This is a genomic window from Porphyromonas uenonis 60-3, assembly GCF_000174775.1.
GTDB classification, from domain to species: domain Bacteria; phylum Bacteroidota; class Bacteroidia; order Bacteroidales; family Porphyromonadaceae; genus Porphyromonas; species Porphyromonas uenonis_A.
In genome coordinates this window covers 13,218-38,431 of sequence record NZ_ACLR01000176.1, presented here as the reverse complement: position 1 = coordinate 38,431, position 25,214 = coordinate 13,218, and the positions used below count along the sequence as shown (strand labels likewise).

Here is a 25,214-nt window from a genome sequence, read left to right as displayed (position 1 = left end):
GGGATTAATCGTTATCTAATCTATAGGGTGAGAGATCCATATCAAAGTCTAGCTTCTGATCTGTCAAGAACTGCTCGAGCTCTACGAGCGACTTCTTGCCGAAGTTCTTGATCTTCAAGAGCTCCTCACGATCTCTACTCAGCAGGTCGGCAATCGTGGAGATGCCCGCAGCCTTGAGACAGTTGAGCGCACGGACAGAGAGATCTGTCGTAGCTAGGTCTGTCATCAACTGGGAGCGAACCTTCATCATCTGATTGTCCAAGAGCTGCTCGGGCTCCTCCTCGGGGAGCTCGACCTCAAACTCCTTATCCGTAAAGAGAGCGAAGTGCGAAATCAAGATCTTAGCAGCCTCCCGTAGCGCCTCCCGTGGGTGGATGGTGCCATCGGTCTCGATCTCTAAGACGAGCTTCTCGTAGTCAGTGCGCTGATCTACACGATATGCCTCGGTAGTCTGATTGACCTTGCGAATCGGGGTGTAGATACCATCGATAGGGAGTGTATTGACGGGATCGTCCTCGCGGCGGTTCTCCTCGGAGACGACGTAGCCACGCCCCTTGTTGATGCGTATCTCTATCGTGAAGTCTGCGTCCTCAGCAAGATTGCAGATGACTAGGTCAGGGTTCTGCACCTTGTAGCTAGTCAAGACCTTATTGAGGTCACCAGCCTTAAAGGAGTTACGACCCGTGACATGAAGCGTAATGGTCTCCTCCTGAGGATCCTCTACAGTAGCTCTAAATCTGATCTGCTTGAGGTTGAGTATGATATGGGTTACATCTTCCAATACCCCTGGAATAGTAGCAAATTCATGCTCTACACCTTCGATACGGATAGAAGCTATTGCATACCCCTCTAGTGATGAGAGGAGGATGCGCCGCAAGGCGTTGCCAATAGTCATAGCATAGCCTGGCTCTAGAGGCTTAAATTCAAACTTGGCGTAGTGATCCGAAGCGTCCAGCATGAGGACACTGTCAGGTTGTTGAAATGCTAATATTGCCATAGAGTGAGAGGGTTACTTAGAATACAATTCGACGATGAGCTGCTCCTTGATGGGCTCGGGTATCTCCTCACGTGTAGGTACGTTGAGGTACTTACCGCTGTAGGTGCGTGCATCCCACTCTAGCCATGGATACTTGCTATGATTGTATCCAGCGAGAGAGTCCGCAATGACCTCCATAGACTTGTCACGCTCACGTACACCGACGATCTGTCCAGGCTTGAGCGTGTAGGAGGGGATGTTGACCACCTCACCATCGACAACGATGTGACGGTGAGAGACGAGCTGACGTGCAGCTGCACGTGTGGGAGCAATGCCTAGACGGAAGACTACGTTGTCTAGACGAGACTCGAGGAGTTGTAGAAGTATCTCACCCGTGATGCCTGAGGTGCGCTGTGCCTTCTCAAAGAGATTGCGGAACTGACGCTCTAGGACCCCGTAGGTGTACTTAGCCATCTGCTTCTCGCGGAGCTGGAGCGCATACTCGCTCTGCTTGCGACGACGGTTGTTGCCGTGCTGACCTGGAGGATAGTTTTTCTTGCTCAGGACTTTGTCTGCACCAAAGATGGGCTCACCAAACTTTCGTGCGATCTTGGACTTAGGACCAATATATCTTGCCATTGTTCTATTTCATTTTAATGCTACACCATACATCTGCTCTACAGGATGCTCGAGGACATATGTGCCACTCTCTGCTGTGTGGTGGTCAAGGCTGAAATCATATCTCAAGTAGTAAGTCTAGAAGTAACGGCGCATATAGAGCAGCCGCGATGCGATTAGAATAAGAGGGAAAGTACATGAGCAACCGCATCAATCTCACACTACGCCTGTCGACTTACAGAGTCACTATCTTGAGGCTATGTCTAAGCTGAGACCTATCTGTAGAGCTTGCCATGTCGCAAGCTACACCACGGACTGACTGTGCAGTCTATCTGTAGATTAAGTGGGATCGAGTCCAGATATGGTCTCTCCTCTCTATCTCTACCAGGTCGGTGTGCCTGCTCTCTAGGTAGCTGTGATCTCTATACTTGTAGCAACTAGACCTTACGTCTCTTAGGAGGACGGCAGCCGTTGTGTGGTAGTGGTGTGACGTCGATGATCTCTGTCACCTCGATACCAGCACCGTGGATGGTGCGGATAGCGGACTCACGACCGTTGCCGGGGCCCTTGACATAAGCCTTGACCTTACGTAGCCCTAGATCAAATGCTGTCTTAGCGCAGTCTTGAGCTGCGAGCTGAGCAGCATAGGGGGTGTTTTTCTTAGAGCTACGGAATCCCATCTTACCAGCTGATGACCAGCTGATGACCTGTCCCTCACTATTGGTAAGGGTGATGATGATGTTATTGAAAGAAGAGTGTATGTGCGCCTGCCCCTGGGCATCGACCTTGACTGCTCTCTTTTTTGTTACGGTTTTCTTTGCCATAAGGTGGTTCTATTACTTAGTTGCCTTCTTCTTACCAGCGACTGTCTTGCGCTTACCCTTACGTGTACGGGCATTGTTCTTGGTGCTCTGACCACGTAGTGGGAGACCGATACGATGCCTGATGCCTCGGTAGCAACCGATGTCCATGAGACGCTTGATGTTGAGCTGTTTCTCGCTGCGTAGATCACCCTCGACCTTGTAGCCATTGGAGATCTGCTCACGGATAGCTGCAGCTTGATCATCTGTCCAATCCTGGACCTTGATGTTGCGATCGACCCCTGCAGCATCCAAGATGCGAGCAGCGCTGCTACGACCTATACCATATATATAGGTCAAGGCTATCTCACCTCTCTTGTTTTGCGGCAGATCGACGCCGACGATTCTTATTGCCATACTCTATATACTGTGTGATGTTTGTTGCGTGATAAGCTGACTCTCCGTCATCCTAAGTGATGTGCGGAGCTTCATCCCTAAGCTCATCCTTGACGCTGCTTGAACTTAGGATTCTTCTTATTGATGATGTACAGACGACCTTTGCGTCTGACGATCTTACAGTCTTCTGATCGCTTTTTGATTGATGCTCTGACTTTCATAGTATGCTCTTATTCTGATTGTCGCTATGACTTGATTACTTGTATCTATAGGAGATGCGACCACGTGTGAGGTCGTACGGAGACATCTCTACCTTGACTTTGTCTCCTGGCAGGATACGGATGAAGTGCATACGCATCTTGCCCGATATGTGTGCCGTGATGATATGTCCGTTCTGGAGCTGTACCTTGAACATTGCATTGCTCAGTGCCTCTAGGACGACTCCATCCTGCTCAATAGCTGTTTGCTTGGCCATATTAAAACTCTCGTGTGCCTAATACTTCTTTGATATACTCGTATGTAGAGAGGATCTGGGGCGCTTGACCATCTGGCATAATGGCGAGGCAGTGCTCAAAGTGCGCTGCAGGCTTGCCGTCATGCGTGCGGACAGTCCATCCATCAGACTCAAAGACGACCTTGCGACGTCCCATCGTCACCATAGGCTCAATACAGATACACATACCTGCTCGTAGCTTGGGTCCAACTCCAGGATAACCGTAGTTGGGGACGTTGGGATCTTCGTGCATCGCATGCCCGATACCATGTCCGACCAACTCACGGACGACACCATACCCATGAGCTTCACAGTGGCGCTGGACGGCGGCTCCGATATGCCCCACGTTGTGCCCCTCGACAGCTTGCTTGATGCCTAGGTAGAGGGAGTCTCGAGTGACCGTCAGTAGACGCTCCACCTCGGGATCGATCTCTCCTACAGCAAAGGTATAAGCACTGTCGCCTGTAAAGCCGTTGATATGCGTACCACAATCTACGGAGATGATGTCTCCCTCGCGAAGTATCTCTCGATCCGAAGGGATACCATGTACCACGTGATCATTGATCGAGGTACAGATACTAGCGGGGAAGCCTCCATAACCTAAGAACGCAGGAGTAGCTCCGTGATCACATATAAAGGTATAGGCGATCGTGTCTAGATGCTTGGTCGTAACCCCAGGAGCAATGTGCTTTGCCACCTCACCCAAGGTCTCTCCAACGAGTCTGTTGGCCACGCGCATCAGCTCTATCTCCTCTGATGTCTTTAGGTAAATCATCTACTTGAATATATTCAAATGAAACAACACTACTGTAAGGAGTATCAATATGCTGATACGGATCCCGTACGTCCCTTGATACGTCCACTCTTCAGTAGACCATCGTAGTGACGCATCAGTAGGTGACTCTCGACTTGCTGTAGTGTATCTAGGACCACACCTACGAGGATCAGCAGTGATGTACCTCCGAAGAACTGTGCAAATGCCGAACTTATACCCAAGATCTGAGCAAAGGCTGGCATGATAGCAACCAGTGCGAGGAAGAATGCTCCTGGTAGTGTGATACGATCCATGATACCGTCGAGGTAGTCTCGCGTGCTACGTCCAGGCTTGACACCTGGGATGAATCCATTGTTGCGCTTGAGGTCATCGGCCATCTGTGTGGGGTTGATCGTAATCGCCGTATAGAAGTAGGTGAAAAGGATGATCAACGTAGCAAAGATGAAGTTGTACCAGAAGCTCGTATTGTCAGACAATACCTGGATAAAGCGCGAGGGTGTACCATCGCCTCCTGTGAAGTAGCTAGCTAGTGAGATGGGGATAAACATGATCGCCTGAGCGAAGATGATAGGCATCACGTTGGCAGCATTTACCTTGAGAGGTATATACTGACGTGCACCTCCATACTGCTTATTCCCCACGACACGCTTGGCGTACTGCACGGGCACTTTGCGTGTACCCTGTACCAGTAGGATAGCTCCTGCCGTAACGAACAGTAGGAATACGATCTCAGCAAGGAATGCTACAAGTCCTCCCGAAGCACTGATGAGACGGTAGTTAAACTCCGCTATCAGCGCATGAGGCAGACGAGCGATAATACCGATAAGGATGATGAATGAGATACCATTGCCGACACCCTTGTCTGTAATGCGCTCACCTAGCCAAAGGACAAACATACTGCCCGCTGCTAGTATGACGGTAGCAAATACACGATACATGAAGCCCGAAGGTAGCGACGCTCCAGCAGCGCGTAGCTGCATGTCTAGATTCAATAGATAGGCTGGAGCCTGAATCAACAGAATCAGCACCGTCAGGTAGCGTGTCCACTGATTGATCTTGCGTCGTCCACTCTCACCCTCACGCTGCATCTTCTGCATGGAGGGAATGATAATCGCTGCCAGCTGCATGACGATACTTGCCGAGATGTAAGGCATGATACCTAGAGCAAATATCGAAGCATTGGAGAAGGCACCTCCCGAAAACATGTTGAGCAGAGCCATCAGACCTTCACTGGTCTGGCTAGCTAGACTGGTCAGTGTATCAGGATTGACCCCTGGCAGTACGACGAAGCTACCTAGTCGGTATATAACCACATACAGGATAGTGATGAGAATCCGCTTACGCAGATCCTCAATCTTCCATATATTCTTAATTGTATCTACTAACCGCATATCAGCTTATCTTATTGTAGTATAGATCCTCCCTGAGCCTCGATGAGCTCCTTGGCACGAGCTGAGTATGCGTCTGCCTCGACCTGTATGGGTCGTGTCAGCTCGCCCTGTGCTAGGATCTTTACGGATTCATTACGTGAGGCTAGCCCTGCTTCGACGAGCTTGTCCTTAGTAATGACAGCTGTCTCTGCTTGATTAGGGAAGAACTCCGTATTCTGTGCCAACTGCTCAAGAGCAGCTAGGTTCACAGGACGATACTCTACCCTATTGATATTGTTGAAGCCAAACTTAGGTAGACGACGCTGTATAGGCATCTGACCGCCCTCAAATCCGACTTTATGCTTGTATCCAGAGCGAGACTTGGCTCCCTTATGTCCACGTGTAGACGTGCCACCACGGCCAGATCCCTGACCACGACCGATACGACGACGAGAGTGAACAGAGCCCTCGGCTGGCTTGAGTGTAGATAAGTCCATTGCTATTATCTGTCTATATTTTATTACTCTACGACCTGAACCAAGTGGTGTACTTTGGCCACCATACCCCTGATCTGAGGGGTATCCTCATGCTCTACAATCTGGTGCATCTTGCGAAGACCTAGACCATCGAGGGTGCGCTTCTGAGACTTGTTGCACCGTATGCGACTACGGACTTGCTCGATTTTGATTTTTGCCATAATACTCTTTACTTGTCTAGGTGATTATCCTTTAAACACACGCTCTACAGAGATACCTCTGCTCTGCGCAACCATCAAGGGGCTGCGTAGCTCAGCGAGTGCTGCGATGGTAGCCTTGACGAGGTTGTGAGGGTTCGTTGAGCCCTGGCTCTTTGCCAAGACATCGGTAACGCCTACACTGTCTAGTACCGCACGCATAGCACCTCCTGCGATGACTCCCGAACCTGCAGAGGCTGGGCGCAGCAAGATGCGAGCACCTCCGAAGCGACCGATCTGCTCGTGAGGTATGGTCCCGTTGTGGATGGGAACACGTATGAGATTCTTCTTAGCAGCCTCTACGCCCTTGGCGATGGCTGCGGGCACTTCGCTGGCACGACCCATACCATAGCCTACGACGCCATCCTCGTTACCGACGACAACAATCGCTGCAAAGGTAAAGGTGCGACCACCCTTTGTGACCTTAGTTACTCGATTGATAGCTACTAGGCGATCCTTAAGATCTAGATCATTGGTAGCTGTGACTCTATTTGTTGCTATTGCCATGATGTGCTCTATGATTTAGAATTTGAGACCTCCTGTACGAGCTGCATCTGCTAGCTCCTTGACACGACCGTGATAGAGATATCCATTACGATCGAAAACCACGGTATCAATACCAGCAGCAAGAGCTACACGAGCTATCTCCTGTCCTACCTGAGCAGCTACCTCTTTCTTAGTTCCAGAGGTCTCCATCTTGAGTGAGGAGGCGCTTGCTAGGGTGCGTCCTTCTATATCGTCAATGACCTGTGCGTAGATCTGCTTATTGCTTCTGAATACAGATAGACGTGGTCTTTGGGGTGTACCACTTATCTTGCCACGCACACGTGTCTTGATGTGCTTTCTTCTTTGTGCTTTCTTGTTCATATGACTCTTTACTTAGATAGTGGATACGACTTACTTACCAGCCGTCTTACCAGACTTGCGGCGTACCTCCTCACCGAGGAAGCGAACACCCTTGCCCTTGTATGGCTCTGGCTTGCGGAATGAACGAATCTTAGCACAGACCTGTCCTAGTAGCTGCTTGTCGCAAGACTTTAGGATGATCTTTGGGGTCTGATTGCGCACCATCTGTGTCTCTATCTTGATCTCATTGGGAAGTACTAGATAGATGGCGTGCGTGAAGCCTAGCGAGAGCTCTAGGATCTGCCCCTGATTGGTAGCACGGTAACCGACACCAATCAGCTCGAGTGTCTGGGTGAACTCTTCGTGTACACCTGTCACCATGTTGTGAATTAGCTGACGGTAGAGACCGTGCAGAGAGCGCTCCTGGCGCTCGTCAGAGTGGCGTGCGAGTGTGATCTCACCGTCCTGTATAGAGACCTCGATGCGAGGATCTATGTATTGCTTGAGCTCACCCTTGGGGCCCTTTACTGTTACGTAGTGATCCTCCTGAGAGACGGTCACGCCCTGTGGTATAGCTATGGGTAGTTTACCTATTCTAGACATATTGCTTTGCTATAAGGAGGATTAATATACATAACATAGTACCTCACCACCGATCTTGAGCTCACGAGCCTCTTTGTCAGTCATGACACCGTGAGATGTAGATAGGATGGCGATACCTAGTCCATTGAGTACGCGAGGCATATCTTTGTAGCCTACATACTTACGTAAGCCTGGGCGTGAGACACGCTTGAGGCACTTGATTGCGTTGACCTTGTTAGAGAGGTCATACTTGAGGGCGACTTTGATGGTTCCTTTGCATCCCTCCTCCTCAAACATGTAGTTGAGGATGTAGCCCTTGTCAAAGAGGATCTTGGTGATATCCTTCTTGATGTTGCTAGCTGGGATTTCTACCACACGGTGCCCCGCTTTGATTGCATTGCGCAATCGGGTGAGATAATCTGCTATTGGATCTGTCATTGTGTATTAAGATTAAATTGATCTGGAGGGTTCCTAGCTTGCTCTAAGCTCTTTGCCTAACGTATCATCTACTCCTCTAGGGTCACTACCCTTCTTGCGAAAGGGATGATCACCTATATAATAGGAGTCACGTATACCAAGGCTGGGAGCTATGAGTGATAGGCTACCCCAGACAATATTTAATTGATTCGCTGTCAGTCATCGCCCCACGCTCTCACTCTAGAGAGTGCGAGCATCTCATACACACCCTCCAGTGTGGAGGGGATATATGAGAGGACAATTCTAGGCAAAGATACAAATAGTCTAGATACTATGAAAACTTTCGGAGCTTATCAGGAGCATATCATGCTCGCCGTGTAGGCTGTGCATGACGCTCCAACTCGCTCTCAGCATAGTATATCTGAGCCTTGCGACTCTCTATAGACGATTTGTCTACGAGAGGTCTCTGTCCTAGTATGTGGGTGTCGACGAGAGATTTTTTACCAGCTGGCTTTCTTCACCCCAGGGATAAGACCAGCAGAAGCCATCTCGCGGAACTGGATACGGCTGATGCCAAACTGTCTCATATAACCCTTGGGACGTCCCGTGATCTTGCAGCGATTGTGCAGACGCACTGGAGAGGAGTTGCGAGGGAGTGTCTGTAGCTTCTGCAGAGACTCATAGTCTCCAGCAGCCTTGAGCTCGGCACGACGCTTCGCATACTTCTGAACTAGCTTCTGGCGCTTGACCTCACGGGCCTTCATTGATTCTTTTGCCATAAACCTATGTGTATCTTACTTATTAGTAGTACGGAAGGGGAGACCAAAGCGCTTGAGTAGCTCGAAGCCCTCCTCATCGGTAGGAGCAGAGGTTACAAACGTGATGTTCATCCCTAGTATCTTCGTGATACTATCGAGGTTGATCTCAGGGAAGATGATCTGCTCTGAGATACCCAGCGTATAGTTACCACGTCCATCCAGCTTAGAGTTGATACCCTTGAAGTCACGGATACGTGGGAGAGCTACACGTACGAGACGCTCTAGGAACTCGTACATACGGTCTCCACGCAGTGTAACCATGACACCGATAGGCATCTGCTTACGTAGCTTGAAGTTGGATATATCCTTGCGTGAGTGTGTCGCTACTGCCTTCTGTCCGGTGATCTGTGTGAGCTCATCGATAGCTACATCGATGATCTTCTTGTCACCTGTAGCCATGCCCAAGCCTTGATTGATGACGATCTTCTCTAGGCGGGGCACCTGCATGCTACTCTTGTAGGCAAAGTGCTTCATCAGATCGGGAGCGATCTGCTCTGTGTATAGCTTCTTAAGATTTACTGTCAGTGCCATAGTTACTTGATTACTTCTCCTGACTTCTTAGCGAAGCGTACGAGCTTACCGTTGTCATCACGGCGACGTCCGATACGCGTTCCCTTGCCAGACTGAGGATCTAGCACGTTCAGGTTAGATATATGTATTGGAGCCTCCATGCTGAGAATAGCTCCCTGGGGGTTCTGTGCATTGGGCTTGGTATGCTTAGATACCATGTTGAGTCCCTCGACGATCGCACGCTGCTTCTTGACGAGAACCTTGAGGACACGTCCTGTCTTGCCCTTGTCGTCTCCAGCATTTACCATGACGATGTCGCCTTTCTTAATATGAAACTTGCTCATCTCTATTCTCTTTATAAGTTAAAGGACCTCAGGAGCCAGAGACACGACCTTCATATTGACGGCACGTAGCTCACGAGCTACTGGACCGAAGATACGTGTACCACGTAGCTCTCCATTGGGGGTGAGTAGTACGCAGGCATTGTCATCAAAGCGGATGTAGGAACCATCAGTGCGACGTATCTCCTTCTTGGTTCTTACGATGAGAGCCTTAGCGACGGTACCCTTCTTCATATCGCTGGAGGGGATGACGCTCTTGACGGTCACCACGATGATATCTCCGACCGAAGCATAACGGCGACGAGTGCCACCGAGTACACGGATACAGAGTACCTCGCGAGCACCACTATTGTCTGCTACATTGAGTCTTGATTCTTGCTGTATCATAGTTTACTTCGCTCTTTCTATAATCTCGGTGAGTCTCCAACGCTTGGTGCGACTCAGAGGACGCGTCTCCATGATGCGGACACGGTCACCGACGTTCGTTTCATTTTTCTCGTCATGTGCATAGTACTTCTTAGTCTTGCTGACGAACTTACCATATATAGGGTGCTTCTCTTTGAAGCGGGAGGCTACGGTGATGGTCTTTTCCATCTTGTTGCTGGTGACGATCCCGATGCGCTCTTTTCTATGATTTCTTTCCATGTGAATAATAGTCTATTCTGCAGGGTTAGTTATTTGTCTCTCGCTCAGCGAGGACAGTCTTGAGACGAGCGATCGTGCGACGCTGCTCTCTAAAAGCTGCAGGATTCTCAGCTGGAGAGACATAGTGGTCTATCCTCTTCTGCTGATAGGTGGCCTGCTCAGCCTCTATGCGCTCACGGATCTCCTCCGTTGTGAGCTCTTTGATTTCGCTTATCTGCATAGCTGTATAAGGTCTAGCGGATTAAACATTAGGATTAGCAGCGTCGTAGTCTCGACGTACGACAAACTTTGTCGTGACTGGTAGCTTCTGAGCAGCCAGACGTAGCGCCTCCTTGGCAACTTCGTAGGGTACGCCCTCTACTTCAAAGAGCATACGACCAGGAGTCACAGGAGCGACAAAACCCTCGGGATTACCTTTACCTTTACCCATTCGCACCTCAGCAGGCTTTGCTGTGATTGGCTTGTCGGGGAAGATGCGACACCAGACCTGTCCTTGTCTCTGCATGTAACGCGTTACCGCAATACGAGCAGCCTCTATCTGACGGCCAGTGATCCACTTACTCTCTAGGCTCTTGATACCAAAAGAACCAAATGCGAGCTGATTGCCACGCTGTGCATTGCCCTTCATGCGGCCCTTTTGTTGCCTTCTAAATTTAGTCTTCTTAGGTTGTAACATAGCTGTGGTCTTTGATTAGCGATTAGATCTATTGCGTCCTCCACGACGGAAGCCACCACGACGATCACCACGAGAGTCACCACCTCGGCGTCCTGCCTGACGGCGTGGCTGTGAGAGGTCAGGAGCTAGATCGCGACGCTCGTATACCTCGCCGTTCATGATCCAAACCTTGACACCTATCATACCCACCTTGGTGAGAGCTCCAGTCTGAGCATAGTCAATGTCTGCACGTAGTGTGTGTAGTGGGGTACGTCCCTCCTTGTATAGCTCTGCGCGAGCCATCTCAGCATTGTTGAGACGACCAGAGAGTTGTATCTTGATACCCTCAGCGCCAGCACGCATAGCGTTTGCGATAGCCATCTTGACTGTACGTCTGTATGACATACGTCCCTCTAGCTTGCGCGCTATATCGTTAGCCACGATGACAGCATCCACCTCAGGCTTGCGCACCTCGTAGATGTTGATCTGTATGTTGTCAGCCTTTGTGACCTTCTTGAGCTCAGCCTTGAGGTTCTCCACATTTTGACCACCCTTTCCGACGATCATGCCAGGGCGAGCGGTGCAGATGGTTATGGTGACTACCTTGAGGGCACGCTCTATGATGATTCGGCTCACGAGAGCACCTGACAGTCTAGTGTGTAGGTACTTTCTGATACGGTCATCCTCTACTAGGGTATCGCCATAGTTACGACCACCAAACCAGTTAGAGTCCCAACCACGTATGTAGCCGAGTCTGTTTGCTATTGGATTAATCTTCTGTCCCATGTCAGTTACTTAGCTACGTTATTAACTATTTGGTCGACCCACACGGTTATGTGATTCGAACGTTTACGGATTCTGTAGCCACGGCCTTGTGGGGCTGGGCGTAGACGCTTGAGTGTGACACCCTCGTCTACATAAACCTTGGAGACGTAGAGCTCTCCCTCATCAGCCTTGCGACCGTTGAGCTGCTCCCAGTTAGAGACAGCGCTACGTATGAGCTGCTCTACACGCTGAGCAGCTACACGACGAGAGCTAAATCTTAGTGTAGCCATCGCGCGCTCTACCTCCATGCCTCTTATATTGTCGACGACTAGACGCATCTTACGAGGAGATGTGGGCACGTTGCGTAGCCTAGCTACAGCTGGCTGTGTCACCGTCTCCTGAGCGGTCGTCTCTATTGTATCTTGATTATTGGCACTCATGTGTGATAATTACTTTGATTCGATTTATTACAGGGGTGCTAACTAGCGATTGCCAGAGTGACCACGGAAGGTACGCGTAGGAGCGAACTCTCCGAGCTTGTGACCCACCATATTCTCTGTAATAAATACAGGTATAAAACTCTTGCCATTGTGTACGGCGATCGTATGTCCCACGAAGTCTGGAGAAATCATTGAGGCGCGAGACCAAGTCTTGATGACTGACTTCTTGCCACTTTCATTCATAGCCAAAACTTTCTTTTCGAGCTTAACGCTGATAAATGGCCCTTTCTTAAGTGAACGACTCATGTGTTTAGTTCTTGCTTAAATGATACAATGATTACTTCTTACGCTTGGCTCTCTCGATGATGTACTTAGAGGAGTGCTTCTTAGGAGCTCTCGTCTTAAGACCCTTAGAGTATAGACCCGTACGTGAGCGTGGGTGTCCTCCAGAGGCACGACCCTCACCACCACCCATTGGGTGATCGACAGGGTTCATAGCGACACCGCGTACTCGTGGTCTGCGACCTAGCCAGCGTGTACGGCCAGCCTTGCCTGATCTCTCGAGTGCGTGATCGGAGTTACCGACACTACCTATCGTAGCTTTGCATGCTGCGAGGATACGGCGAGTCTCTCCACTAGGCATACGTAGTACGACATAATTATCTTCACGAGCTACCAGCTGTGCGAAGGCACCAGCACTACGTACCAGCTTACCACCCTGACCAGGGCGTAGCTCTACGTTGTGCACGATCATACCGACAGGTACCTTAGCTAGTGGTAGTGCGTTACCTACCTCAGGTGTTGCGTTGTCACCTGACATCACTTGCTGGCCTACAGTCAGTCCGTTAGGAGCGATGATATAGCTCTTAGCTCCGTCGGCATAGTATAGGAGTGCGATGCGAGATGATCTGTTTGGATCATACTCGATACTCTTGACTGTAGCGGGGATGCCATCCTTCGTTCTCTTGAAGTCGATGAGACGATACTTACGCTTGTGACCACCGCCTACGTTGCGTATGGTCATCTTGCCAGTATTGTTACGACCACCCGATTTACGAGCTCCAACTACAAGAGACTTCTCTGGTGCACTGGCAGTGATGGCGTCAAATGCACCAATAGTTTTGTGTCTTTGCCCCGGCGTTGCGGGCTTTAGTTTACGGATTCCCATTGCTTATATATTGCTAAAGAAATCGATTGTATCCTCACCCTGGAGCGTGATGAAAGCCTTCTTGAAGGCTGGCTTACGACCCGTGATGACACCAGACTTGGTATAGCGGCTTGAGCGCTTACCGTCGTAGCGACAGGTGTTGACACTATCGACCTTGACGTTGTACATCTTCTCGACAGCATTACGTATCTCAATCTTGTTGGCAGTAGGCGCTACTAGAAAGGCGTACCTCTGCTGATTGCTCTCAGTGATTGCTGTCATCTTCTCTGAGATTATTGGTTTGATTATGATTCCCATATCAATGCTCTACTACTGTGTTTCGACTTAAAACATCTCATTGACCTGTGCTAGAGCATCCTCTGTGAAGACTATCTTGCGACAATCCAGCACACAATAAGTATTGAGATCTTGAGCACGTATGATGCTGACACCAGGGATGTTGCGAGCACTGAGTGCTACCGTATCCTCTATCTGTGAGACCACGTAGAGAGTCTTCTGACCATCTACGTTGAGTGCCTTTGCCATGCTCACAAAAGACTTGGTCTTGGGAGCCTCAAAAGAGAGCTGATCCAGTACCATGATCTGATTGTCCTGAGCCTTGTAGGTGAGGGCACTGCGACGTGCTAGCTGGCGGAGCTTCTTGTTGAGCTTGAAGCTGTAGCTACGTGGGCGAGGTCCGAAGACGCGCGCACCACCACGTAGGATGTTAGAGTTGATATCACCACGACGAGCGCCACCCGTACCCTTCTGGCGGAATAGCTTGCGTGTGGAGCCGCTCATCTCACTGCGCTCCTTGGTCTTGTGCGTACCCTGGCGCTGGTTAGCTCGGTATTGCTTGACGGTTAGATAGATAGCGTGATCATTGGGCTCTATACCAAAGACGGAGCTCTCCAAGGCTATCTTACGTCCCGTATCTTCACCTTGTATATTGTAGATTGATAGTTCCATTACTTCTCTATTGCTATGATTGAACCCTTAGCCCCTGGCACGCTACCCTTGAGTACAAGTATATTGTGCTCGGGCATTACTTTGATCACCTCGAGGTTTTGAACTGTGACGCGCTTATTGCCCATCTGTCCAGCCATGCGTGTACCCTTGAAGACCTTCGCAGGGTAAGAGCATGCACCGACAGCACCGGGAGCACGCAGACGGTCATCCTGACCGTGTGTCGACTGACCGACACCACCGAATCCGTGACGCTTGACTACACCTTGGAATCCCTTACCCTTGCTCGTCCCGTGTACGTCCACATAGTGCGTATCGTTGAAGAGCTCCACGGTGATCTCATCACCGAGCTTGTAATCTGATCCAAAGCCCATGAACTCGGCCAAGTGGCGCTTGTTTGTCACTCCGGCTGCCTTGAAGTGTCCCTGTAGTGGGCGTGTCGTATGCTTATCCTTAGCATCCTGAAAGCCCAGCTGGATCGCTTCATAACCATCACGGTCAGCAGTCTTTACTTGAGTCACTACACAAGGACCTACTTCGATGACAGTGCATGGCACATTGACGCCCTCGGCACTGAATACGGATGTCATTCCGATTTTCTTTCCTAATAATCCTGGCATTTCTGTAGTTGATTACTCTGGTTAATACTTAATTTCGATGTCTACGCCACTGGGCATCTCCAGCTTCATCAGCGCATCAATCGTAGGTGCTGAGGCGTTGTAGATGTCGATCAGACGCTTGTGAGCATTTAGCTCAAACTGCTCACGGCTCTTCTTATTGACGAAGGTGGAGCGGTTCACCGTAAAGATACGCTTATGCGTGGGCAGTGGTACAGGACCACTGACCAGCGCATTAGTATTCTGTACGGCCGTGACGATCTTCTCGGCAGACTTGTCTACGAGCATGTGGTCGTATGACCTCAGCTTGATTCTGATCTTTTGGCTCATTACTATATTGTGAGATTATTACTTTATCAAATCAACGCGACCATTGAGTTCCTCAAGGATCTTCTTTGCTATTGACGAAGAGACCTCTGCGTAGTGCGAGAAGCTCATCGTACTGGAGGCACGACCACTCGTGATCGTACGCAGGGCGGTCACATAGCCAAACATCTCGCTCAGAGGCACCTTAGCCTTGATAACCTGAGCGCCAGAGCGGTTGACCTCTGAACCCTCGACCTGACCACGACGCTTGTTGAGGTCGCCGATCACGTCACCCATGTTCTCCTCAGGTGTTACCACCTCAAGCTGCATGATAGGCTCCATGAGGACGGGGCTAGCCTTTTCAGAAGCCTCCTTGAAGGCCATCATAGCTGCCACCTCAAAGGATAGCTGATCAGAGTCTACCGGGTGGAAAGATCCATCTACCAGTGTCACCTTAAGACTATCTAGAGGATAACCTGCGAGGACACCACTCTTCATAGCCTTCTCAAAGCCCTTCTGGACTGAGGGGATAAACTCCTTCGGGATGTTACCACCCTTCACCTCGTCGACAAACTGTAGCGTTCCGTCGAAGTCCTCGTCTGCTGGACCAAACTTGATGATGATATCAGCAAACTTACCACGACCACCTGACTGCTTCTTGTATACCTCGCGCAGGTCTACTGTCTGAGTGACAGCCTCCTTGTAAGCCACCTGAGGCTTACCCTGGTTACACTCGACCTTGAACTCACGCTTCAGACGGTCTATAATGATATCAAGGTGTAGCTCACCCATACCGCTGATGACGGTCTGACCCGTCTCCTCGTTCGTCTTGACGACAAACGTTGGGTCCTCCTCAGCAAGCTTAGACAGACCGACACCGAGACGATCCATATCCTTCTGCGTCTTAGGCTCTACAGCGATACCGATCACTGGATCGGGGAAGTCGATAGACTCCAGTACGAGCGGTGCATTCTCATCACAGAGCGTATCACCCGTACGAATATCCTTAAAGCCCACGCCAGCACCGATATCACCCGTACCGATAGTCTCCATCGGGTTCTGATGATTTGAGTGCATCTGGAAGAGACGTGAGATACGCTCCTTCTTGCCAGAGCGAGAGTTGAAGACGTAACTACCAGCGTCAATGTGACCACTATACACGCGGAAGAAGCAGAGACGACCTACGAAGGGGTCGGTAGCGATCTTGAAGGCGAGCGCACTCATAGGAGCTTCGGGATCGACCTCACGTACCTCCTCCTTGTCAGAGTCTATTGCATGACCTACCACCTCTGGCGTGTCTACAGGGCTAGGAAGATAAGCACAGACAGCATCTAGGAGCGTCTGTACACCCTTATTCTTAAATGAAGAACCACATAGCATCGGGAAGATCTCCATAGCTAGCGTAGCCTTGCGGATAGCTACACGGATCTCATCCTCAGTGATCGTAGAGGGATCCTCAAAGTACTTCTCCATGAGCGTCTCGTCAGTCTCTGCGAGCGTCTCTAGGAGCTTATCTCTCCACTCCTCAGCATCAGCACGGAGATTGTCGGGGATCTCGTCGATCTCATACTCGGCACCCATGGTCTCATCATGCCATATGATAGCCTTCATAGTGATCAGATCTATGACACCCTTGAAGGAGTCCTCCTCCCCTACTGGGATCTGGATAGGACAAGCCTTAGCTCCGAGCATCTCGACCATCTGGCGCTGTACCTCGTAGAAGTTTGCGCCCGAGCGGTCCATCTTATTGATATATGCGATACGTGGTACCTTATACTTATCAGCCTGACGCCATACTGTCTCGCTCTGAGGCTGTACACCGCCCACAGCGCAAAAAGTAGCCACGGCACCATCTAGGACGCGGAGTGAACGCTCCACCTCAACGGTGAAGTCAACGTGTCCCGGAGTGTCGATCAGATTGATCTTATACTTCTTATCACCATAGGTCCAGAAGGTCGTAGTTGCAGCAGATGTGATCGTGATACCACGCTCCTGCTCCTGCTCCATCCAGTCCATCGTAGCGGCACCATCGTGTACCTCTCCGATCTTGTGTGTTAGTCCAGTGTAAAAGAGTATGCGCTCAGAGGTCGTCGTCTTACCAGCATCAATGTGCGCCATGATACCGATATTACGAGTTTGCTCGAGCTTAGAATGAATTGCAGACATAGATTCTTGGTTAGTGATGGATTAGAAGCGGAAGTGTGCGAAAGCACGGTTAGCCTCAGCCATACGGTGTACATCCTCCTTACGCTTGAAGGCACCACCCTGACTATTGTAGGCATCCATAATCTCTGCTGCCAGTTTGTCAGCCATCGTCTTACCACCACGCTTGCGAGCGAAGATGATCAGATTCTTCATGGAGATAGACTCCCGACGCTCTGGACGTATCTCTGTCGGCACTTGGAAGGTTGCTCCTCCGATACGACGAGACTTGACCTCCACGTGAGGGGTTACATTATCGAGAGCTGCCTTCCAGATCTCCAGGGCGCTCTTCTCCTCTTGCGACATCTTATCCTTGACGATGTCAAGGGCTCTGTAGAAGATGCTATATGCAAGACTCTTCTTGCCATCATACATGAGGTGGTTCACAAACTTTGTGACCTGACGATCTCCAAACACGGGATCGGGCAGTACCTGCCTCTTCTTAGGCTTAGCCTTTCTCATTATTTCGTGATATTATACTATTGTCTCGTCGTCTTATTTGGGTTGCCATCATAATGATCTGTTGTCTTCAACGCCCCCTCTGGAGCATTTACTCAACCTACCCTTGATCTCTCAAGGATTAGCTTATCCAAATAGCACCACGAGAACAAGTGTGGTTACTAGATTTAGATTGCACTCCCCATGCGAGACATGCAGGACTCTAGTGAGCTCGCGTGCACTGCGACTAGGAGTGTCTATAGATATTTCTGTGGGGAGAGGTACTCGCTGATGTACCTATATATAGTGTACTCACCCGCTAGGGGTAGTAGTCGGCTGAGGGGGACAGTAGGCCATCCAGCACCTCGCCACGGCATCTCAATCTAGGCGACTAGTTTACTTCGCCTTAGGACGCTTAGCTCCATACTTAGAGCGACGCTGGCGACGACCGTCGACACCAGCTGTATCGAGTGCGCCACGCACTATATGGTAGCGTACACCAGGCAGATCCTTGACACGACCGCCACGCACCAATACGATACTATGCTCCTGAAGGTTATGACCCTCACCAGGGATGTAGGCATTCACCTCCTTGCCGTTGGTCAGACGTACACGAGCCACCTTACGCATAGCCGAGTTAGGCTTCTTAGGGGTGGTTGTGTAAACGCGGACACAGACGCCACGACGCTGTGGGCATGAACCTAAGGCTGGAGACTTACCTTTTTCCTCAAAGGTCTCTCGTCCCTTTCTTACTAGCTGTTGGATAGTAGGCATTAACTTCTCGTTTACTTAATTCTTGATATACAATTATGATTCTCGTGCTACCCTGCTATGAGCTTGCGAAAGCGCATCAACGCACACATCACAACTACCTATAGTAGGCATAGCGAGGACAAAGGTACAAAAACTTTTTGACCCAACAAGCGGGAGTAGAGATTAGAGATTAGAGGTTAGAGGTTAGAGCTATCGGAGCTATCGGATGGGTAACCGTTGTCGTGAAGCACTGGACGAGTAACGGCTGTAGGGACGCTCGGTCGAGCGTCCGTTGTGTCAAAAGTTACAGTGTCAGGGCTTTAACGGGGACGGACGCACGACCGTGCGTACCTACATTTCGCTACTTGTCTCGATCTAACCCCTAACTTCTAAATTCACTATCTTTGCAGTGACGACAGAAGCACTCCTTAAGACGACACAGCTTCTCTCGGCAAAACACTTATACTTAACCTTTTCATTTACTGACTATGTCTCAGACTATGCAAGATGAGTCGTGCCTATTCTTGGTACGAAGCTATGGCGTGCAGGAGCTCGCCATGCGTTACTTCCCCGATGTTTTACCCTCTAGTGCGACACGCCACCTAAGGCACCTCATACGAGGTGATAGCGAACTCCTCGAGAAGCTCTCGAAGATCGGCTACCGATCTGGCTGTCGTAGCTACACCCCCGCCATGGTGCACCTGATCGTCCGCTACCTAGGGCATCCGCAGCACTACATCTACGCCGACGACTAAGCCGAAGACGAGTAGCAAAGTGTAGGGACGAACCATCTGACGAGTAACCCATTGTAGGGACGCACGATCTGTGCGTCCGTTGTCGTTAAAACCACGGACACTGGAATCTTTGACACAACGGATGCCGTAACCTTTAATACAACGGACGCACAGATCGTGCGTCCCTACAAAGGGTTACTCGTCCCGCATTGACACAACGGATGCCCTCCGACTGGACACGCCCCGTGCGTCCCTACATTTTGCTACACGTCTCGTGCGTCCGTTTCCATTACGACGGGGCTGCACGTCATTATGGCTCCCGACTGTAATAGTCGTCGCTGTCCCAGCGTGCCACATTGTTTTCAATGTAGTTCGCTATACTGTTTCCCTCTTTACGGTTCCTGATGATACGGTCATAAAACCTTGACTGCCAGTCGAACACCATCTTATGCTGGCGTGCAAACATGGTAACCTCACGCTTTATGCCTCCTACAACAATCGCTAAAGTTTCTCGATCCGTCTTCTGGATAGCACGTTCCGTCTCTTGATTGATCGACACGATAGCATGAACATGGTTCGGCATGACGACGAATAGCGGAACGGTCGCATAGGGGTTATGGTCGGAGACCTTCTCCCATTGTTCCTGACAAAACTCCCCTATGGGACTAAGATGCATGATGCCATCTTGGATTTTACCGAAGTAATGTTGCTTATCTTTAGTGCAGATAGTTATGAAGTAGACACCAGCTTTGTAATCGTGAAAGGACGCACGGGGAGATTTACGATCATTGTAGCAAGGGGGGTACATATAAGATGCGTGCTTGAGATACAGCGCAAAAGTAACAATAATTGAGATAGTCTACAAATCAGACGAACGTATATCTCGCTGACGTGTAGCCCGCTGTAGGGATGCACGATCTGTGCGTCCGTTCCCGTTAAAATCACGGGCGCTGGAATCTTTGACACAACGGATGCCGTAACCTTTGATTCAACGGACGCACAGATCGTGCGTCCCTACAAAGGGTTACTCGTCACGCTTTGATACAATGGGACACCGTAACCTTTGATTCAACGGACGCCCTCCCGCTAGACACTTCCGTGCGTCCCTACAGCCGTTACACATCAAAACCGTTACACGGCAGAATTGGCACACATCACGGGTGACACACATCACGGGGCCCCTCCGAGTCGTTTGTCGATCACGACCAAGCCACGCTCTTAGGCGGGACATCAGTGCCTGGTACTCTTGTTGCAACTCCTCACTACGGGCGTAGCTACGTATACGTTCGTAGCGAGGGTGCGTGGCACCCCAGAGTGGCAGGTTACGTACCCGCAGGTAGTCTTCGTAGTCGGTCAATAGCTCAGCCAGACTAGCGCGCGCCACATTCGTTAGTTTGATGTTGCTCTCTAGAGAGGTCGTTGCAGCCTCGTTGCCCTCGATGATGTTTTGCTTACCAGAGCGTGCTGCCTGCACCATTTGGTCAATGGTCCGATCCCCTCGCTGTAAGTAGTGCTGTGTAAAGTAATAGGTCAGGTCGTAGATCACCTCTGTAACCTTATAGACACGTAGGTTGCGAGGATTACCAGATTGTGTCAAGAACGACTCGGACATGGGGGGGGGGAGATTTTAGAGATTAGAGATTAGAGATCGGAGGGATCGGAGCCATCAGAGTCATCTGAGCTATCTGAATCATCTGAGTCATCTGAGCCATCTGAGCCATCAGCTCCTCCCTCCTTGCCTGCAAATATACACTTTCTCAGTCAAAGACAAACCTTTCTGATCGCTCTGATCTACTCCGATGGCTCTGATCACTCTGATCTACTCCGATGGTTCTGATCACTCAGATCTACTCCGATGGCTCCGACCACTCCGATAGCTCCGACCACTCTGATAGCTCCGACCACTCTGATAGCTCCGATCCACTCCGATCGCTCTGATCCACTCCGATCGCTCCGATTGTGTGGAGGGCGGGGGGGGTACAACGAGCGAGGGGGCGCTACCTGCGAATGTGCAGGCGGCGCCCCCTCGGGTCGTTTGTGTACAGCTTACTCGTTAAAAGATATTGTGCAGAGACTTAAAGCCCTCCTCAGTGTAGTTGAGGTAGTCCGTCTCGTCCTCACACTCAATCGGCAAGATAGGCACTGCTCCTGCCATACATCTTCTGAGATCTCCATTAGTATATATGTAAGCCCAAGCATTTCCCCAGTGCAAGCGGAAATAGAGTGGAGAGTAGTCTACATTGGAATAAGGAGTTGCTGAGTGGAAAGCTGAGAAACGTCCAATTCCTGAATCTGCTGGTCCTATACGCAAATCGTTAATATTTCCAGCAGCGAAGAATCCTGATAGAGGCAAGTACAAATCTTCTCTTGCTGTTATTGGCATTGACTCAATCGCACCAGCAGCGGGTACCTTCCAGCCATAGGGACATGGATCGAGAGGAGTTTTCTTCGTCCTATATAGCGCCTTCGTCCTTGCGTCATTCTTAAGAACCATTTGATCCGTTCCTTGCCACAAGGCAGCAGCACGCACAGTGGTGGTTCCTCCGACAAGGACTCCCATCTCATAGATATACCCCTCATTTGACTCTCTATGGCACATCTGAGTAGGACGCTCGATTAGCATACGCATCGGCCAAAACGCATTGCCATTACCACCGCCAGTTATTATAGGCATCTTTGTCAACTCCTTCTCTGGGACTAAGCTTGTATTGTAATACACCTTGTCTACGCTCTTACTTTCGTAAGTAGAAATGCCTATGCCTGAAGCTTTACCCTCGCCATGAAATGGTGTGGGTCTACCAAACTGATAGTAAAGCCCTACCTTACGTATATCAAAACTCGGATCTAAATGCGATCCAGCCCAACGAGTAGCACCCAAGTTTCGATTCATATAGGGTTTTGGAGATTTCGTAGTTCCCACTCTCGTTAGCCAAGGATAGTCAGGCTCGTCATCAGTTCGAATGCCAACGACCCAAATCATCCAGCTCCATAGCACCTTGCCACCCTTAACCGCAGCGACAAGAGCTGTCCCAGGGTTAGGATTATCATTGGGAGTACTGTATTTTGGCTCATTTAAGCGAACGAGTATATAGTTTCTTCCTCTTATGGTAAGTCTCTTCTTCTCTACAGTGAGACCTGGGTTATTGCCAGCTTTAGTCAGCGTAGACCAAACAATCTGTCCGTCCCAATTAGTATCCGTCGACTCTAGTCGGTTGAGATGCCAACCGCCACCTCTTTTAATCTCTTCAACCTGTTTTTGCTTGACATAGTTTTTCTCAAGCATATACTCACAGTTGAGATCGAAGTTGTCCGCGAACTGATCATAAAAGTCTGCTGCACGATTAATCTGTGAGCATGGGATGAGTATAGGCATCTGCCCGAGCTTCATAATATAGCTGTTTGCCTCAGGCTGTAGAAGAGCAGAGAGCAGACTAATGGTAAAGGTCTTTGTTTCAAAAGGCTTGCTAGGATCAGTCGAGCTAAGTTCGAAGGTCACAGAAGCTTGTATCACCTCTTGTCCCTGATACCTACACCCTCCGGAGATATAGTCGTATGGCTCGAACTGTACTTTTCGACCTGTTAAGATCGTCCCTAGCTCTTCTTTCTGTACCTCAGTACCATCCTTCCAACCCTTAACAATCAATTCCGTTTTTCCGTCGTCGTCTCCTTGTGGGATGGTAATTTTCTTTACCGATAGCTTATACGGAGCTGTAGCCTTGATGTAGAATTTTTGTGATATATCACTCAGTGGATAGACCTCGTCGTACTTCAACATATTCTTAGTCAGAGCAACGTCACCATAAGGTATAGCGTCATACTTCAGGTAGCGTGTGACAAAGTCTGTATGTGCCTCTACGCCCCCCTTTGTGACTCTAAAACGTGACGTCTCAACTAGTGAGAATCTATCTTCTGGCACGCTATTCTTCTTCAACTTAACAGTATATAGTGCATATCCGGCCTCTTTATTGATGTCAGTCCGATGCCAATCAAAATGCTCTGCAAATTGTAGCGATATACGCTCCAAATCTGCTCCTGGCGTGAAGACTACTCGGAAGTCGTAGTTAACATCTGTCTGGAAGTCCCATGAGTTAATAGGCTTAGAAGGATCCCACTTTCCATCTTTGTATTCGTAGACCTTGACATCTAGTTCGATCTTGTCGGACTGGGTGATCTGGAGAGGCCACTTGATACGACCTGCCTTGACGAAGAGTTCCTTCGCGGTGATGGTGCGGACTTTGCCGGTGGTGTTTTCGAGGACGTTGACCGTGCTGGTCATGTCTTTGTTTTCCTTAAAGGTCTGACCAGCGGGCTCGGTGAAGTATGCCCAGGCGCCTTGCGTACCGGTCTTTGCCCACTCGTTGCCGTCCTTGTCGACGATCTTGTAGCCCTTAGGCCAGTTGGTGCGGATCTTATAGCTCTCACTGGTGGCATCCTTGCCGAAGTGGAACTTATCCTTGGAGACGGAGAGGTAGTACTGTCCGTCGTACATGATCTTGTCAATGTCGGCCTCGTCCCATACGACGACGTCGCAGGAGATGTTGACCGGCTCGGTCGTGAGTGCCTCTCCAGGAGTGCTAGTACCAGGGCCTTTTATCTTAGTAATGTTGAAGCGGTAGCGGTGATTACGCAGTACGTCTAGCTTCTTGGTAATCTTATCCGCCGGCTTACCGTCCTCACGTTTGATGAAGTCGACACGGTAGTAGGTCTCCTTGTCGCTATTGTTATAGTATCCACCGATGACGAGGCAGGTGCGCTGGTTTTTGTCGCCCTGGTTGCTGATCTCGGGGATGTAGATATTGCGTACGTAGTCGTTGACACCTTCGGTTGCCTCAAACTTGAGAGGCTTGGTGTCAACCGCAGGGTTCACGCCCTCTGGGGTGTGAGGCTTGGCCTCACGGGCAGTACCGTTGAAGTTGAATGTGGTACTCTGCGTACCAGTCATGTACATAGAGGTGGCGTAGCGGTAGACGCGTACGGACTTGATCTTGAAGTCTGTGCTGCCCTTGCCTTTTTCGCCTTTGATGTCCTCGTCAAAGTTGATACCTACGTCGATACGTGCTAGGGCACGGACGAGGTGGATGACGCCAGCGTTGTCCTGATTGACGCCAGTGCCTCCCAGGCCAGTGACGTCGCAGCTGTTGAACTTAGTGTTGCGGGTGACGGTCTGCTTGTCGCTCTCTCCCCACATAGGGATGTAGTAGCTGTTACCCTCGGTAGGCCAAGCAGCTGTGAAGTTTTTCTTCATCTGGTCATCCTCGAGGATAGTTTTCTTGGTCTTGTTTGTGAAGTCCGTCGTATTGATCTTCGTGGGGGCATTGGCGATGCAGACGACGCGCATAGGCTTATCAGGGGAAGCCTTGAGCCCACAGCGAATGCGTATGGTATTGCCCTCCTGAGTCTTGCTCTTGACCTCAGCCTCGTAGGCGAAGGTCTCGTCGGGCTCGCCGAGGTTGTCACCTTGAGCGTTTTGCGTGTTGAAGACGAGGAGCTGGATATCTTTTACCGCCTGCTCCTGGGTAGCGTCGAGCCCGCGCAGGGAAGTCTCTAGTGCGGGCACCTGGACGGCGAACTCGAGCTCGACGTCTTCGCCCTCGGTGATGCAGTCGCTCACGTTGCGGTCGGCGACGCACCCTGCGGTGAGCAGAGCGAGCAGCAAGCCGCTGATGAGCTGAATGGTGTATTTAGTCAGACGTGTCATATAGTTATTGTGTTTTCTTGCTTTTTGGAGGAGATCAGAGTGAAGTGGTCGTGTAACCCTTTGTAGGGACGCTCGACCTGAGCGTCCGTTGTAGAAGGAAAGTTACAGCATCGTTTCGCTGGTTCGGGGACGGACGCACAGATCGTGCGTCCCTACAGCGGGTTACTCGTCTC

The 25,214-nt window shown here is 50.2% G+C and carries 36 protein-coding genes; 1 reads left to right on the top strand and 35 read right to left on the bottom strand.

From position 1 onward, the window contains the following. Nucleotides 1–4: 4 nt before the first annotated feature. The 32 genes from PORUE0001_RS06215 to rpsL form a co-directional block, all read right to left on the bottom strand. Nucleotides 5–997: a DNA-directed RNA polymerase subunit alpha gene (locus tag PORUE0001_RS06215; protein ID WP_039865728.1), complete on the bottom strand. Its 993-nt coding sequence runs from the start codon at nt 995–997 to the stop codon at nt 5–7. Nucleotides 998–1,009: 12 nt separating this feature from the next. Then, nucleotides 1,010–1,615, bottom strand: coding sequence for a 30S ribosomal protein S4 (gene rpsD / locus PORUE0001_RS06210; RefSeq protein ID WP_007365555.1), 606 nt, complete (start codon nt 1,613–1,615; stop codon nt 1,010–1,012). Nucleotides 1,616–2,031: 416 nt separating this feature from the next. Next, nucleotides 2,032–2,418, bottom strand: coding sequence for a 30S ribosomal protein S11 (gene rpsK / locus PORUE0001_RS06205; RefSeq protein WP_007365587.1), 387 nt, complete (start codon nt 2,416–2,418; stop codon nt 2,032–2,034). A gap of 12 nt (nt 2,419–2,430) precedes the next feature. Continuing rightward, a complete protein-coding gene (rpsM, locus tag PORUE0001_RS06200; RefSeq protein WP_007365562.1) occupies nt 2,431–2,811 on the bottom strand; it encodes a 30S ribosomal protein S13 in 381 nt (126 codons plus the stop codon). An 83-nt stretch (nt 2,812–2,894) separates the two neighbouring features. After that, nucleotides 2,895–3,011, bottom strand: coding sequence for a type B 50S ribosomal protein L36 (gene ykgO / locus PORUE0001_RS06195; RefSeq protein WP_004331524.1), 117 nt, complete (start codon nt 3,009–3,011; stop codon nt 2,895–2,897). A 35-nt stretch (nt 3,012–3,046) separates the two neighbouring features. After that, nucleotides 3,047–3,265 (bottom strand): translation initiation factor IF-1, encoded by a 219-nt coding sequence (gene infA, locus PORUE0001_RS06190; RefSeq protein ID WP_004331513.1) that lies wholly within the window; start codon nt 3,263–3,265, stop codon nt 3,047–3,049. A 1-nt stretch (nt 3,266) separates the two neighbouring features. Next, nucleotides 3,267–4,058: a type I methionyl aminopeptidase gene (gene map, locus PORUE0001_RS06185; protein ID WP_007365606.1), complete on the bottom strand. Its 792-nt coding sequence runs from the start codon at nt 4,056–4,058 to the stop codon at nt 3,267–3,269. A 44-nt stretch (nt 4,059–4,102) separates the two neighbouring features. Beyond that, entirely contained in the window at nt 4,103–5,449 is a 1,347-nt protein-coding gene (gene secY, locus PORUE0001_RS06180; protein ID WP_007365553.1) for a preprotein translocase subunit SecY, read from the bottom strand. 11 nt (nt 5,450–5,460) lie between these two features. After that, entirely contained in the window at nt 5,461–5,925 is a 465-nt protein-coding gene (rplO, locus tag PORUE0001_RS06175) for a 50S ribosomal protein L15 (protein ID WP_007365568.1), read from the bottom strand. A gap of 23 nt (nt 5,926–5,948) precedes the next feature. Further along, nucleotides 5,949–6,125 carry a 50S ribosomal protein L30 gene (gene rpmD, locus PORUE0001_RS06170; protein ID WP_007365557.1) on the bottom strand — a complete coding sequence of 59 codons (177 nt, stop codon included), beginning with the start codon at nt 6,123–6,125 and terminating at the stop codon, nt 5,949–5,951. Nucleotides 6,126–6,149: 24 nt separating this feature from the next. Beyond that, nucleotides 6,150–6,668, bottom strand: coding sequence for a 30S ribosomal protein S5 (rpsE, locus tag PORUE0001_RS06165; protein ID WP_004331511.1), 519 nt, complete (start codon nt 6,666–6,668; stop codon nt 6,150–6,152). A gap of 15 nt (nt 6,669–6,683) precedes the next feature. Continuing rightward, on the bottom strand, nt 6,684–7,028 hold the full coding sequence (gene rplR / locus PORUE0001_RS06160; protein WP_004331528.1) for a 50S ribosomal protein L18: 345 nt from the start codon (nt 7,026–7,028) through the stop codon (nt 6,684–6,686). A gap of 30 nt (nt 7,029–7,058) precedes the next feature. Beyond that, nucleotides 7,059–7,610: a 50S ribosomal protein L6 gene (gene rplF / locus PORUE0001_RS06155; RefSeq protein ID WP_007365567.1), complete on the bottom strand. Its 552-nt coding sequence runs from the start codon at nt 7,608–7,610 to the stop codon at nt 7,059–7,061. Nucleotides 7,611–7,631: 21 nt separating this feature from the next. Next, nucleotides 7,632–8,027, bottom strand: a complete 396-nt coding sequence (rpsH, locus tag PORUE0001_RS06150) for a 30S ribosomal protein S8 (protein WP_004331545.1) — start codon at nt 8,025–8,027, stop codon at nt 7,632–7,634. Between the two features lie 479 nt (nt 8,028–8,506). Beyond that, nucleotides 8,507–8,785, bottom strand: coding sequence for a 30S ribosomal protein S14 (gene rpsN, locus PORUE0001_RS06145; protein ID WP_007365563.1), 279 nt, complete (start codon nt 8,783–8,785; stop codon nt 8,507–8,509). Nucleotides 8,786–8,800: 15 nt separating this feature from the next. Beyond that, nucleotides 8,801–9,355 (bottom strand): 50S ribosomal protein L5, encoded by a 555-nt coding sequence (rplE, locus tag PORUE0001_RS06140; protein ID WP_007365581.1) that lies wholly within the window; start codon nt 9,353–9,355, stop codon nt 8,801–8,803. Between the two features lie 2 nt (nt 9,356–9,357). Then, nucleotides 9,358–9,678: a 50S ribosomal protein L24 gene (gene rplX / locus PORUE0001_RS06135; RefSeq protein WP_004331525.1), complete on the bottom strand. Its 321-nt coding sequence runs from the start codon at nt 9,676–9,678 to the stop codon at nt 9,358–9,360. A gap of 18 nt (nt 9,679–9,696) precedes the next feature. After that, on the bottom strand, nt 9,697–10,062 hold the full coding sequence (gene rplN, locus PORUE0001_RS06130; protein ID WP_007365575.1) for a 50S ribosomal protein L14: 366 nt from the start codon (nt 10,060–10,062) through the stop codon (nt 9,697–9,699). Nucleotides 10,063–10,065: 3 nt separating this feature from the next. Beyond that, on the bottom strand, nt 10,066–10,320 hold the full coding sequence (gene rpsQ / locus PORUE0001_RS06125; protein WP_007365593.1) for a 30S ribosomal protein S17: 255 nt from the start codon (nt 10,318–10,320) through the stop codon (nt 10,066–10,068). A gap of 25 nt (nt 10,321–10,345) precedes the next feature. Beyond that, on the bottom strand, nt 10,346–10,540 hold the full coding sequence (gene rpmC, locus PORUE0001_RS06120; protein WP_007365594.1) for a 50S ribosomal protein L29: 195 nt from the start codon (nt 10,538–10,540) through the stop codon (nt 10,346–10,348). Between the two features lie 21 nt (nt 10,541–10,561). Further along, complete coding sequence (rplP, locus tag PORUE0001_RS06115; RefSeq protein WP_007365583.1) at nt 10,562–10,996, bottom strand: 50S ribosomal protein L16; 435 nt, start codon at nt 10,994–10,996, stop codon at nt 10,562–10,564. A 15-nt stretch (nt 10,997–11,011) separates the two neighbouring features. Beyond that, a complete protein-coding gene (gene rpsC, locus PORUE0001_RS06110; RefSeq protein ID WP_007365584.1) occupies nt 11,012–11,761 on the bottom strand; it encodes a 30S ribosomal protein S3 in 750 nt (249 codons plus the stop codon). 5 nt (nt 11,762–11,766) lie between these two features. Further along, complete coding sequence (gene rplV, locus PORUE0001_RS06105) at nt 11,767–12,180, bottom strand: 50S ribosomal protein L22 (RefSeq protein ID WP_007365590.1); 414 nt, start codon at nt 12,178–12,180, stop codon at nt 11,767–11,769. A gap of 42 nt (nt 12,181–12,222) precedes the next feature. After that, complete coding sequence (gene rpsS / locus PORUE0001_RS06100) at nt 12,223–12,486, bottom strand: 30S ribosomal protein S19 (protein WP_004331550.1); 264 nt, start codon at nt 12,484–12,486, stop codon at nt 12,223–12,225. Nucleotides 12,487–12,517: 31 nt separating this feature from the next. Then, nucleotides 12,518–13,348, bottom strand: coding sequence for a 50S ribosomal protein L2 (gene rplB / locus PORUE0001_RS06095; RefSeq protein WP_007365597.1), 831 nt, complete (start codon nt 13,346–13,348; stop codon nt 12,518–12,520). Between the two features lie 3 nt (nt 13,349–13,351). After that, on the bottom strand, nt 13,352–13,645 hold the full coding sequence (gene rplW, locus PORUE0001_RS06090) for a 50S ribosomal protein L23 (protein ID WP_007365572.1): 294 nt from the start codon (nt 13,643–13,645) through the stop codon (nt 13,352–13,354). Between the two features lie 27 nt (nt 13,646–13,672). After that, nucleotides 13,673–14,296 (bottom strand): 50S ribosomal protein L4, encoded by a 624-nt coding sequence (gene rplD / locus PORUE0001_RS06085; RefSeq protein ID WP_007365605.1) that lies wholly within the window; start codon nt 14,294–14,296, stop codon nt 13,673–13,675. Then, complete coding sequence (gene rplC, locus PORUE0001_RS06080) at nt 14,296–14,913, bottom strand: 50S ribosomal protein L3 (RefSeq protein ID WP_007365559.1); 618 nt, start codon at nt 14,911–14,913, stop codon at nt 14,296–14,298. Before rplC ends, rplD begins: the two co-directional genes overlap by 1 nt. Nucleotides 14,914–14,934: 21 nt before the next feature. After that, the gene (gene rpsJ / locus PORUE0001_RS06075) at nt 14,935–15,240 is read right to left on the bottom strand and encodes a 30S ribosomal protein S10 (RefSeq protein WP_007365558.1); all 306 of its coding nucleotides are present in this window, start codon (nt 15,238–15,240) and stop codon (nt 14,935–14,937) included. 18 nt (nt 15,241–15,258) lie between these two features. After that, nucleotides 15,259–17,382: an elongation factor G gene (fusA, locus tag PORUE0001_RS06070; protein ID WP_007365589.1), complete on the bottom strand. Its 2,124-nt coding sequence runs from the start codon at nt 17,380–17,382 to the stop codon at nt 15,259–15,261. Nucleotides 17,383–17,403: 21 nt separating this feature from the next. Beyond that, nucleotides 17,404–17,880: a 30S ribosomal protein S7 gene (gene rpsG / locus PORUE0001_RS06065; protein WP_004331548.1), complete on the bottom strand. Its 477-nt coding sequence runs from the start codon at nt 17,878–17,880 to the stop codon at nt 17,404–17,406. A gap of 372 nt (nt 17,881–18,252) precedes the next feature. Then, nucleotides 18,253–18,630, bottom strand: coding sequence for a 30S ribosomal protein S12 (rpsL, locus tag PORUE0001_RS06060; protein WP_004331537.1), 378 nt, complete (start codon nt 18,628–18,630; stop codon nt 18,253–18,255). A gap of 467 nt (nt 18,631–19,097) precedes the next feature. Here rpsL and PORUE0001_RS06055 point away from each other — a divergent pair, with 467 nt between their 5' ends. Next, entirely contained in the window at nt 19,098–19,364 is a 267-nt protein-coding gene (locus PORUE0001_RS06055; RefSeq protein WP_039865727.1) for a DUF4248 domain-containing protein, read from the top strand. A 289-nt stretch (nt 19,365–19,653) separates the two neighbouring features. Here the strand turns inward: PORUE0001_RS06055 and PORUE0001_RS06050 are convergent, their stop codons facing one another. From PORUE0001_RS06050 to PORUE0001_RS06040, 3 genes are all read right to left on the bottom strand, one after another. Then, the gene (locus PORUE0001_RS06050) at nt 19,654–20,151 is read right to left on the bottom strand and encodes a transposase (RefSeq protein WP_007365601.1); all 498 of its coding nucleotides are present in this window, start codon (nt 20,149–20,151) and stop codon (nt 19,654–19,656) included. A gap of 216 nt (nt 20,152–20,367) precedes the next feature. Further along, nucleotides 20,368–20,955: a four helix bundle protein gene (locus PORUE0001_RS10605; protein WP_007365595.1), complete on the bottom strand. Its 588-nt coding sequence runs from the start codon at nt 20,953–20,955 to the stop codon at nt 20,368–20,370. A gap of 441 nt (nt 20,956–21,396) precedes the next feature. Continuing rightward, nucleotides 21,397–25,041: a hypothetical protein gene (locus tag PORUE0001_RS06040; protein WP_007365598.1), complete on the bottom strand. Its 3,645-nt coding sequence runs from the start codon at nt 25,039–25,041 to the stop codon at nt 21,397–21,399. Between the last annotated feature and the right edge of the window lie 173 nt (nt 25,042–25,214).

Bases quoted from the DNA above. Each gene is read 5' to 3' on its own strand.
- rplV (WP_007365590.1), bottom strand. From the start codon at position 12,180: ATGAGTGCCAATAATCAAGATACAATAGAGACGACCGCTCAGGAGACG.
- rplX (WP_004331525.1), bottom strand. From the start codon at position 9,678: ATGAGCAAGTTTCATATTAAGAAAGGCGACATCGTCATGGTAAATGCT.
- secY (WP_007365553.1), bottom strand. From the start codon at position 5,449: ATGCGGTTAGTAGATACAATTAAGAATATATGGAAGATTGAGGATCTG.
- PORUE0001_RS10605 (WP_007365595.1), bottom strand. From the start codon at position 20,955: ATGTCCGAGTCGTTCTTGACACAATCTGGTAATCCTCGCAACCTACGT.
- rplO (WP_007365568.1), bottom strand. From the start codon at position 5,925: ATGGACTTATCTACACTCAAGCCAGCCGAGGGCTCTGTTCACTCTCGT.
- rpsD (WP_007365555.1), bottom strand. From the start codon at position 1,615: ATGGCAAGATATATTGGTCCTAAGTCCAAGATCGCACGAAAGTTTGGT.
- rpmD (WP_007365557.1), bottom strand. From the start codon at position 6,125: ATGGCAAAAATCAAAATCGAGCAAGTCCGTAGTCGCATACGGTGCAAC.
- PORUE0001_RS06040 (WP_007365598.1), bottom strand. From the start codon at position 25,041: ATGACACGTCTGACTAAATACACCATTCAGCTCATCAGCGGCTTGCTG.
- rplF (WP_007365567.1), bottom strand. From the start codon at position 7,610: ATGTCTAGAATAGGTAAACTACCCATAGCTATACCACAGGGCGTGACC.
- map (WP_007365606.1), bottom strand. From the start codon at position 4,058: ATGATTTACCTAAAGACATCAGAGGAGATAGAGCTGATGCGCGTGGCC.
- PORUE0001_RS06215 (WP_039865728.1), bottom strand. From the start codon at position 997: ATGGCAATATTAGCATTTCAACAACCTGACAGTGTCCTCATGCTGGAC.
- PORUE0001_RS06050 (WP_007365601.1), bottom strand. From the start codon at position 20,151: ATGTACCCCCCTTGCTACAATGATCGTAAATCTCCCCGTGCGTCCTTT.
- rpsN (WP_007365563.1), bottom strand. From the start codon at position 8,785: ATGGCAAAAGAATCAATGAAGGCCCGTGAGGTCAAGCGCCAGAAGCTA.
- rpsG (WP_004331548.1), bottom strand. From the start codon at position 17,880: ATGAGAAAGGCTAAGCCTAAGAAGAGGCAGGTACTGCCCGATCCCGTG.
- rplP (WP_007365583.1), bottom strand. From the start codon at position 10,996: ATGTTACAACCTAAGAAGACTAAATTTAGAAGGCAACAAAAGGGCCGC.
- rpsC (WP_007365584.1), bottom strand. From the start codon at position 11,761: ATGGGACAGAAGATTAATCCAATAGCAAACAGACTCGGCTACATACGT.
- rpsH (WP_004331545.1), bottom strand. From the start codon at position 8,027: ATGACAGATCCAATAGCAGATTATCTCACCCGATTGCGCAATGCAATC.
- rpsE (WP_004331511.1), bottom strand. From the start codon at position 6,668: ATGGCAATAGCAACAAATAGAGTCACAGCTACCAATGATCTAGATCTT.
- rpsJ (WP_007365558.1), bottom strand. From the start codon at position 15,240: ATGAGCCAAAAGATCAGAATCAAGCTGAGGTCATACGACCACATGCTC.
- rplB (WP_007365597.1), bottom strand. From the start codon at position 13,348: ATGGGAATCCGTAAACTAAAGCCCGCAACGCCGGGGCAAAGACACAAA.
- fusA (WP_007365589.1), bottom strand. From the start codon at position 17,382: ATGTCTGCAATTCATTCTAAGCTCGAGCAAACTCGTAATATCGGTATC.
- PORUE0001_RS06055 (WP_039865727.1), top strand. From the start codon at position 19,098: ATGTCTCAGACTATGCAAGATGAGTCGTGCCTATTCTTGGTACGAAGC.
- rplN (WP_007365575.1), bottom strand. From the start codon at position 10,062: ATGATACAGCAAGAATCAAGACTCAATGTAGCAGACAATAGTGGTGCT.
- infA (WP_004331513.1), bottom strand. From the start codon at position 3,265: ATGGCCAAGCAAACAGCTATTGAGCAGGATGGAGTCGTCCTAGAGGCA.
- rplC (WP_007365559.1), bottom strand. From the start codon at position 14,913: ATGCCAGGATTATTAGGAAAGAAAATCGGAATGACATCCGTATTCAGT.
- ykgO (WP_004331524.1), bottom strand. From the start codon at position 3,011: ATGAAAGTCAGAGCATCAATCAAAAAGCGATCAGAAGACTGTAAGATC.
- rpsK (WP_007365587.1), bottom strand. From the start codon at position 2,418: ATGGCAAAGAAAACCGTAACAAAAAAGAGAGCAGTCAAGGTCGATGCC.
- rpsS (WP_004331550.1), bottom strand. From the start codon at position 12,486: ATGAGTCGTTCACTTAAGAAAGGGCCATTTATCAGCGTTAAGCTCGAA.
- rpsL (WP_004331537.1), bottom strand. From the start codon at position 18,630: ATGCCTACTATCCAACAGCTAGTAAGAAAGGGACGAGAGACCTTTGAG.
- rplD (WP_007365605.1), bottom strand. From the start codon at position 14,296: ATGGAACTATCAATCTACAATATACAAGGTGAAGATACGGGACGTAAG.
- rplR (WP_004331528.1), bottom strand. From the start codon at position 7,028: ATGAACAAGAAAGCACAAAGAAGAAAGCACATCAAGACACGTGTGCGT.
- rplE (WP_007365581.1), bottom strand. From the start codon at position 9,355: ATGGCACTGACAGTAAATCTTAAGAAGCTATACACAGAGCAGATCGCT.
- rpsQ (WP_007365593.1), bottom strand. From the start codon at position 10,320: ATGGAAAGAAATCATAGAAAAGAGCGCATCGGGATCGTCACCAGCAAC.
- rpmC (WP_007365594.1), bottom strand. From the start codon at position 10,540: ATGCAGATAAGCGAAATCAAAGAGCTCACAACGGAGGAGATCCGTGAG.
- rplW (WP_007365572.1), bottom strand. From the start codon at position 13,645: ATGGGAATCATAATCAAACCAATAATCTCAGAGAAGATGACAGCAATC.
- rpsM (WP_007365562.1), bottom strand. From the start codon at position 2,811: ATGGCAATAAGAATCGTCGGCGTCGATCTGCCGCAAAACAAGAGAGGT.